Source organism: Mycobacterium sp., from assembly GCF_049585075.1.
Lineage (GTDB): Bacteria > Actinomycetota > Actinomycetes > Mycobacteriales > Mycobacteriaceae > Mycobacterium.
The window spans coordinates 1-8,961 of the sequence record NZ_JBAUZA010000100.1 but is presented as its reverse complement, the minus strand read 5'-3'; the positions used below and the strand labels follow the sequence as shown (position 1 = coordinate 8,961).

5 protein-coding genes and 1 pseudogene are annotated in these 8,961 nt (G+C 66.3%); 1 reads left to right on the top strand and 5 read right to left on the bottom strand.

Translation table 11 applies throughout. The features are described from left to right. A pseudogene (locus WB785_RS04610) lies at window positions 1-428 on the bottom strand (arabinosyltransferase); the annotation flags it as partial. Window positions 429-657: 229 nt separating this feature from the next. Here WB785_RS04610 and WB785_RS04605 point away from each other — a divergent pair. Then, a complete protein-coding gene (locus WB785_RS04605; protein ID WP_424077510.1) occupies window positions 658-2,061 on the top strand; it encodes an MFS transporter in 1,404 nt (467 codons plus the stop codon). 193 nt (window positions 2,062-2,254) lie between these two features. Here the strand turns inward: WB785_RS04605 and WB785_RS04600 are convergent, their stop codons facing one another. The 4 genes from WB785_RS04600 to WB785_RS04585 form a co-directional block, all read right to left on the bottom strand. After that, entirely contained in the window at window positions 2,255-5,497 is a 3,243-nt protein-coding gene (locus tag WB785_RS04600; RefSeq protein ID WP_424077509.1) for an arabinosyltransferase domain-containing protein, read from the bottom strand. Further along, complete coding sequence (locus WB785_RS04595) at window positions 5,497-7,455, bottom strand: galactan 5-O-arabinofuranosyltransferase (protein ID WP_424077508.1); 1,959 nt, start codon at window positions 7,453-7,455, stop codon at window positions 5,497-5,499. The genes WB785_RS04600 and WB785_RS04595 overlap by 1 nt, the downstream gene beginning before the upstream one ends. Next, a complete protein-coding gene (locus WB785_RS04590) occupies window positions 7,456-8,232 on the bottom strand; it encodes a decaprenylphospho-beta-D-erythro-pentofuranosid-2-ulose 2-reductase (protein ID WP_424077507.1) in 777 nt (258 codons plus the stop codon). It lies immediately after the preceding gene. Further along, window positions 8,233-8,961: D-arabinono-1,4-lactone oxidase (locus tag WB785_RS04585; RefSeq protein WP_424077506.1), on the bottom strand; the 729-nt coding region annotated here is incomplete at its 5' end.

Here is an 8,961-nt window from a genome sequence, read left to right as displayed (position 1 = left end):
CAGATGTGCAGCACGCTGCAGGCGCCGGAGCCGACCGCCGAGCGGGCCGCCACCGCTGCGACCGAGTCGCGGAACGCGACGACGACGGCGTCCTTGTTGGCCCGAACGAACAACCCGCTTTTGCCGGTCTGAAAGCCGTTGACCGGCAGCGTCGAGAGCACAAGGCCGCCGTCGGCGGGCAGGGTGGCGATCGCCGAGCACGGGATGGAGATGTCCAGTGCTCGCGGCGCGCCGGCCACCAACGGTGCCGTGATATCGGTCACGTGGCCATCGCCGGTCAGGCCCTGCGGCCACAGAATTGTCGCCGTGGTTTGCTTCACCGGAAGCAGTGGAACCACGCCGCAGAGCAGTACGCCGACAATCCCCGCGACGACGGCGATCAACCGCGCGAGCTGATGCGGCGATCGCTCACTTTCGTCGGGGGGCACGAGGGACGATGGTAGGCGACTGCTTTCTCGTTGCGACGATGCAGGGCGCAGGGATAGCCGGCTAATCGGATTTAAGCGTTTTGTGATGTAAACCAAACGGACCGGCAGGGCCCCAGGTCTGCCGGTCGAACGTGCTGGTTTGCTCCCGCCGGGCTGCGCGACGCACCTTTGGTGGCCGTTCGACTCATCCGCCCAAGCATGGTTTAGTGGTCCAGCGGTGGTGCATTTAATCGATCAACAGAGATTCACCACCGGCCACTGGCGTGAGTTGTGGAGCCCGCGGTATCTGCGAACGTCGGCTGTGGTCGCCGGGGGCGTGGTGCTCTATTCCACCAACGAGTTCCTGACGATCAGCATGCTGCCGAGCACGGTCAGCGAGATCGGCGGCGAGCGGATGTATTCGTGGGTGACGACTTTGTACCTCGTCGGGTCGGTGGTTGCGGCGGCGACCGTGAATACATTGCTGCACCGCGTGGGCTCATGCGTCTCGTATCTGCTGGGTTTCGCGGTGTTGGGTGTTGGCAGCCTGGTATGCGCAGCGGCTCCGAACATGGAGATCTTGTTGGCCGGCCGCTTTTTTCAAGGGCTAGCCGGCGGCCTGCTGTGCGGTCTGAGCTTCGCGGTGATCAACGCGGTGCTGCCGCGATATTTGTGGAGCCGCGGTGCGGCCATGGCGTCGGCGATGTGGGGCGTGGGCGCGCTGCTCGGTCCTGCGCTGGGCGGTATTTTCGCCCAGTTCGGCGCGTGGCGGTGGGCCTTCGGGCTGTTGGCCATGGCGAGCGTGGCGATGGCGGTGCTGGCCCCGGGCGTGCTGTCGATCGACGGATCTGAGCAGAACCCTGACCGCGCCGCGGCCCGGATTCCGGTGCCGTCGATACTCCTGCTCGGCGCCGCGGCGCTGACCGTCAGCGTGGCGGCCGTACCGCACAACCCCGTCAAGATTGCAGCCCTGCTTGTTGTCGGCGCCGCGCTGGTCGGAGTGTTCTTGGTGGTCGACCGGCGGATGCCGACGGCGGTGTTGCCCGCCAGCGTCTTCGGGTTTGGCCCGTTGAAGTGGGTCTATCTGACCCTGGGATTGCTGGTTGCCGCGACCAAGGTCGACCTCTATGTGCCGTTGTTCGGTCAGCGGCTCGCGCACCTGGGACCGATGATGGCCGGGCTGATGGGCGGGGCGCTATCGATTGGCTGGACGATCAGCGGACTGGGCAGCGGCTCACTGAACAGGGCTCGCGCGATCGTCGGCGTCGTGGTAGCGGCGCCGCTGGTGATGGCGCTGGGCCTGGCGTTGGCCGGCGTCACCCACATCCAGGGCGCACCGATCGGCGTCGTGCTGCTGTGCGCAACGGCGTTGCTAGCCGTCGGCATCGGTATCGGCGCCGCGTACCCGCACCTGTCGTCGTGGGCAATGAGCGATGTCGACGACCCCGCTGAGGGTGGGGCCGCAGCGACCGCGATCAACTCGGTGCAGTTGATCTTCGGCGCGTTCGGAGCCGGGCTGGCCGGTGTCGTGGTGAACATCGCCGACGGCGGCATTGTGGGGGCGGCTCGCGCGGCGTTTACCGTGTTCGCCTTGCTGGCCCTCACCGCCTGCGTCACCGCATTCCGGGCCGGCCGGCGCCAGGTGGCTTTCTAACTGCCCCCGACTTTTGTCACATCCGCCCCAACGGTCACTGAGTCAGAGGGCATTGCCTCTTTCGGTTTTGGGACCACATGCGATATCACCGCATGTTTTGGCGGTGCGGTGATATCGCCGGCGTATCGAATTCCAGATTTGTGTACTGCCCGGCTGCTGGTATTCGAGGTGCGCGTGTGATTGCTGGGGCCGGCTACTGGCGCAGCGGCGCAGGGCTCCACAGGCCGCTACGTGTTGCCGAACCGAGGTCGAGGCGGGCCGGTTGGGCATCGGCGTAGTACGGCGTCAACTGCTGCAACGCGCCCCAGTCGCGGGACCAGTCGTCTTTCAGGTAGGTGGGGACCGTGTTGGCGCGCACCAGCAATTCGGTGATGCCTAGCGGCCCGCCGCCGTTCTTGTCCATCACCGGCGAGTTGGCTTCGGCGCCGAACCGATCGGGCAGGATCCGCCACTTCGGTACCTCGTCCACGCCGTTGTGGTGGCTGAACGGTCGCTGGCACGGGAAGGCCAGGCCCACAAGCCAATCCAACAGCACCGGATCCGTCGAGCCGACCACGTCCTGCAGCGTGCGCAGCTTAGGGATTCGTGGCGGAGTAACCGCGATCCAATGCTGCGGGTCCAGGTCTTCATCGTTGACCATCACCCGAACCTGGGTGGCGTCCGGCGGCAACTCGGACAGCGGCGCCCGCAGGTTTCGCCATGCCGGCGCCGCTCCGACGTCGGCAAGTCCTGTCGAGCCGCCGGGCTTGTTGTCGGCGGCCTGCTTGTCGGTGGCCCACTGGATCTCGACCTCGCCGTAGTTGAACCGCCCCGCCGCCGACACCACCAACAGTGGGCCGGCCGCACCTTTGGCGGGCAGCCGGTACCAGGCCGACCGCAATCGCGCCGGTACCTGGACGCCGGATCGCCAGCTGCCCAGCACCGGGGTTCGCGCGGGATCGAGGCTGTAGGGCAGCCGCGCGCGCGAGCCGTTGATGCCGGGCGCGGCGGTGGTGCCGCCTTCGGTGCCGGCTTCGCTGTTGGTGACATTGCTGTCGTCGCTGACGAAGCTGCGGTCGCCGGGGCGTTCCATCACCGGGTCGGCGGACACCGACGACGGAATGCCGTTGGGGTCAAAGCCTTCGGAGTAACCGTCGGCCAGCGCATCTTTCACCGGCGCTGAGACCGGCGTGAGCATGCCGGCACCAGCGTCCTGCTCGACGAGCACGTCGGTGGCCAGCCCGCAGGTCTTGCCGATCAAAGCTTGCAAGTTGGAGCGGCCCACCGACCACGCAGGGTATTGGTCCGTCATGCCCAGCGTCAGCGACAAGACCTGGAAGAAAACCAGTGCCCATGCGGCAATTGCCAACGGGGACGCAATGATCCGACCCAACCGCGACTCGCTCGGCGGATCAGCATCAGTGCCGCTTCTGACGAAGTGAAGCCAGGCGGCCAGAAGCGCGACCAGGACCGTCAAACCCAGGAATGCGGTGGTGAATCCGAAGTGCCAATGCGGGAACGCATTTGACCATGGCACGCCGAAATTGGAGACATACCACCAGCCGTTGACGCTGGCGAACGACAGCGCGACCACGAACAGCACCACCGTCGCGAACAGCGTTCGGTTGCGTCGCGAGCGCATCGCCGTGGCGGTCACCGCAACGGCGGCCAGCGCCCCCAGCGAGCCGGCCAACCCGGCGAACACTCCGAAGTGGTGCGTCCACTTGGTCGGCGTGAACATCATCGCGATGAACGAGATGATCGTGATCCCGATGATGCGCCGGCTCGGCCCGGCCGCGGTGCCCGGAACTCGCCCCTTGCGCAACGTCATCGCCACCGTCACCGCGAGCGCAACCAGCAACGCCAGCAAGGCGAACCGCCGGGCGACCGACCCGTCGGGGCTGGCCATGAACAACCGCTCGTAGCGGATGTGCTCGTCGAACCAACTGAGGCTGGGGCCGAGCGCACGCTTGAGCGCGGTCCCCTCCAACTCGCCGGCCAGCGTCTGGTCCCGGAAGATCAGGATCACGTTGACGGTCACGGCGGCGATGATCGGGGCCAGCAGAGGCAGCACACCGAACTGCCGGGACCGGCGGTGAATGATGGTGCGCAGCGGCCCGATTGCCACCAGCAGCGCGCCGATCGAGGCGATACCGGTCGGCCCGGAGAACAGCGTCAGCGCACCGATGATGCAGGCCACCGCCACCGGCAGCAGCCGGCTGGTGGCCACCGCGCGTTCCACCGAACACCAGGTCAGCAGGATGCCCACCGCGATGATCGGCTCGGGCCGCAGACCGTTGTCCAGCGGCAGCCACACCGCCAGGAACGTGCCGGCCGCCGTCCACGCCGCCGCCCGGCTGGTCTTGACGGCATGGCCCAGCCGCGGGATGACTTCCCGGCTGATCACCCACCAGCAGGACAACGCCATCAGCAGGGTCGGCAACCTCATCCAGATGCTCGCGGTGGTGACATGGGCCCAGAGCGCCAGCAGGTCGTAGTACCAGCCGAACGGCGCCTCGGGAGTACCGAGCCAGCGGTAGTAGTTGGCCATGTAGCCGGCATGCTCGGAAACCCGGGCCATGGTCAGGATGTAGCCGTCGTCGGCGGTGTTGGCGCCGACGAAATGCCACCACACCAGCGCCAGCGCGACCAGTCCGTCCAGTCCGCTGATCGACCACCAGCGCGGCGGCAGGAAGCGGCGGTGCCGGGTGCCGTCGGCGGTATCCAGAATGTGCAGGGCGACCAACGCTGCGAGGGTCAACGCCACCCCGAGCACCATCGCGGCCATCTTCAGCGGCGTCGGCGAGCTGCTGTAGCGGGTATCGACGGTGGCCGAGAACGTCAAGCCTGGCGGAGCCGGCCCACTCAGGTCGGTGAAGACGCCGACGATCTGTGGGCGGAAGTCGTATCCGCTGCGCTCGCCGCGCAGCGCCGCGCCGGGATGCTCGGCGTTGGGACCCTGCTTGAGCCCGATGAACTCGCCGATGACGCGGTCGGCGTGCGCGGTGAAGACGAGTTTCTGGCACGCGCCGCTCAGCACCTGGCTCAGCGGCGCGACGACCAGTGGCACGTTGCGCACGACGAGTACCAGATCGTCGCCGGCGTGCTCGATCAGCAAACCGCGGTCGACCGCCTTGGGCGCCTGCTTGGGCACCGTCGACAACAGCACGGTCTTTGCACCGGTCAATCCCGCAGCGGCCTGGCAGGGGATGCTGATCGACAGATCGGTGGCGACGTAGCCGATCAGCGGCGCTTCCACGCTGCCCAGCACGCCGTTTTGCGGCCAGTTCAGTTGCGCGGTGGTCTGTTTGACCGGCAGCAGCGGGGTGGCGATCGCCAGCAACGCCCCGAGTAAACCGGCGACCACGGCGACGACCCGGGCGGTCCGATAGTTTGTGCCCGCGTCGTCCACGGACCTAGATGCTAATTGCCCGGCAGTGGGCGCCTCGGTGGCCATCAGGGCTGCGGGCCGGATTTACGGACGGCCAACACGAACGGGCCGATGGTGGTGACGGTGAACCGGGGGTCGTCGAACAAGGCGGAGTTGAGCTCCACCGTGTAGCGGCGGACGTTGGGCTGGTTGGGGTAGACATCCTCGGCCAGCCGCAGGGTGTAGGTGCTGGTCGCGCCGGCAGAGCCGCCATGTCGCATCAGAAACACCGTCGGCGGCGCCCACGGCAGCGCGTCGAGCGCGTGGATCAATTGATCAGGGGTTCTGAGCTTGGCCCAGCCGTTGATCGCGGCCGCCCGCTTGTCGAACTGCGCGAGCGGGTTGGCGTAATGCGACGTCAGCCCCTGAAAGCCCCAATAGGGGTAGTAGGACAAGAAGCTGTAGTCGGCCGTCAGCACGACGGTTTGGTCCCGCGGCTTTCCGGTCGCCCGGGTGATCGCGGCGTCGATCGACGGGTAGAACTTCTCGGAGCTCGGCGGACGGCGGTCACCGCGCTGGCCGTGGCCGTCGGTGTCGGTGTAGGCGATGGTGAGCTCAGGTCGCAGCACGTCGGGGATGTCTTGGCTGAACGCGATCGCCCCGGCCAGGCCGATCGCGGTCCCTACCGGCAGCACGCTGCGGCCCCAGGCGTGGTCTCGCCCGCGTCGGGCCAGCGCGAGCGTCGCTTCCATGAAGCCGAAGACGCCGGCGGCGGCCAGCAACACCGACAGCGTCGGCTGCAGCCGAAACGACAGCAGCGTGGTGCGCGCGAGCGTGGCGAGCATCGACAGCAGCGACCATAAGTAGACAGCAAGTACACCGATCGCCAAGCCGGCCGCCCGTACTGACGATCGCGCCCGCACCACCAGCCACAGCGTGCCGAGCATGCACAGTGCACCGAGCAGGGTGAACTTCAGCATCGGGAACGTCAGCTCGGCGCCGTCGGCCGGCAGGTAGTGATAGGCGCTGCCGGTGTTGCTGACCGGGTCGCGGGCCGCGCGCAACAGGAACGGCAGCCATGTGGTCGCGGCGATGGCCGCCGCGATGGCGCCGATGACGGCCAGCCGGACCAGCGGATCCAGCGCGGCCTTGATGCCTTGGACACCTTGGCGCCAGCGGGAGGCTGTCAGCACCAGAGCCATCAAAACCACGGTGAACGCGCTGTAGACCAGCAACAGGGTATAGAAGGTCGCCGCGAAGCCCAGGAACAGCCCGGCCCCGACCACCGCGGCCCACCCGCTTGCTGGGCCGAGTGTGCGGCCAGCCTCACGCTCGGGCCCGAGTGTGCGGCCAGCTTCACGCTCGGCAGCGCCCAGGCCCGACCAAGTCAGGATCAGCACCGGTGGCAGCAGCACGACGATCATCGCGGAGTACGGCTCCGGGGAGCTGTAGGCCAGCGCGACCGCGGCGGTCGCGGTGGTGACGATCAGCGCGTACTCGAAGCGGATCATCCGCCACCACAACACCAGCGCCACCGCGACCGCGATCGTGATCGAGGTGATCGCCCACGGCTTGAACATCTCCCAGCCCGCAGTGCCGCTTAGCGCCGCGATGCGGCCGCCGATCCAGAACCAGCCCGGCGGATAGAACGGCGGCAGCCCGACGTAGGTCATGTCGTGCAGCGACGCGGCGTCGGTGAATCGGGTCAAGTATTCAGTGCGGAACTGCTGGTCGACGGAGATGCCGAACAGGTACAGCTTGGTGGCGCCTAGCGGCATCGCGAGCGTTACCACTGAGAACGCCGAGACGAACACCAGCGCGAAAAGTCTGGCCAGCAACTGGTTTCGCCGCCACAGCCAGCCAGCGGCCAGCAATCCGACAATGCAGCCGACTTGGCCAACCGTGGTCAGCGCGTGCAGCTGATTCGACGACGGGTAAGCCGGCCATTGCACCCGCTCGATAGCCAGCAGCGAGATCACCGATACCACCGCGGCAATCGCGATCGCGAATGCCATGTGGCCGACGGTGGCCAGCGCGTTCCGCATTTAGATGGGCAGCTTGCGGAAGATCGGCCGCGGGACGTGGCGCAGCACCATCATCACGTAGCGGAAAGCCCCTGGCGCCCAGACGAGTTCCTTGCCCTTGGCCGACGCGGTCACCGCCAAGTTGGCCACGTACTCCTTGTCGACGGTCAGCGGCGCTTCCTTGATGTGCGCGCTCATCCGGGTGCGGACCTGACCGGGCCGGATGACCAGGACGCGAACGCCGCTGGGCTTCAACGCCTCACCGAGCCCGAGGTAGAAGCCGTCCAGGCCGGCCTTGGTGGAGCCGTAGACGAAATTGGACCGCCGGACCCTCTCGCCGGCCACTGTGCTCATCGCGATGATCTGGCCGAAGCCTTGCGCACGCATCTTCTCACCCAACAAGACACCCACGGAAACCGCTGCCGTGTAGTTGATTTCGGCGATCTGAACGGCCTTACGCTGGTTCTGCCACAACTCTTCGGCGTCACCGAGTAACCCGAACGCCACGATCGCGACGTCTATATCTCTTGCGGCACCGCCGTCATTGAACGCAGCGTCGATCATCTTCGGGTGGCTGTCGGTGTCGGTGGCTTCGAAGTCGATCAACTCCACCGATCGTGCGCCGGCAGCCTTCATTTGCGCGACGGCGTCGTCACGGCCCGGGTCATCGGGCATGGCGGCCAGCAGAATCCGCGCATGCGCGTTTTGCAGGTAGCGTTCGCAGATCGCCAGCCCGATCTCGGAAGTGCCGCCGAGTAGCAGGATGGACTGGGGATTACCTACGGCGTCGAGCACCATTTAGAGCAGCTCCAAACGTCTGGCCATGTCCGAGACGAAAACCCCGGTGGGATCGACCTTGCGGCGCACCGCAATCCACTCGTCGATGCGGGGATACATGGCGTGAAAATTACCGGCACTGACCCGCGAGTCCTTTGCCGTGTACACCCTGCCGCCGAACTCCATCGCCCGGGCGTCAAGCTCGTTGAGGAACTCGTTGACCCCCGGTTTGTTCGGGAAGTCCATCGCAACGTTCCAACCAGCCATCGGGAAACTGAGTGGTGCACGATTGCCTGGTCCGAACAGCTTCAACACGTTAAATGCCGAGTAGTGGCCGCGAGTCTGGATCCAGCGGATGATGGCCTTGAATTCGTCCATCGCATCCGGTGGGACCAAGAACTGATGTTGCGCGAAACCCCTTGGGCCGTAAGCGTTATTCCAGCCACTGACCAGATCAAGCATGTGGTAGAACTGCGAGAGATTCATGATCTTGCCGGTGTAGGTTCCGCCCAGCCGGTAATACACTTCGCCGATCGCCATGAACGACAGCTTGTTCATCGCGCTGACGGGAAATACGTTCGGCACCGTTAGCAGGTGCGGTGCATCGAATTTCAGTGGATTCTTGGCCAGCTTCTTCGGCAGCTGATCCAGCTTCGCCAAGCTGCCCCGGCTGACAGCGGCCCGACCCAGCTTCGGTGGAGGACTGATCAGGTCAAACCAGGCGGCGGAGTAGGTGTAGTTGTCCTCTGT

What these genes read in the sequence shown, in the direction of transcription:
- WB785_RS04595 (WP_424077508.1), bottom strand. Translation starts at nt 7,455, where the DNA reads ATGCGGAACGCGCTGGCCACCGTCGGCCACATGGCATTCGCGATCGCG.
- WB785_RS04600 (WP_424077509.1), bottom strand. Translation starts at nt 5,497, where the DNA reads ATGGCCACCGAGGCGCCCACTGCCGGGCAATTAGCATCTAGGTCCGTG.
- WB785_RS04590 (WP_424077507.1), bottom strand. Translation starts at nt 8,232, where the DNA reads ATGGTGCTCGACGCCGTAGGTAATCCCCAGTCCATCCTGCTACTCGGC.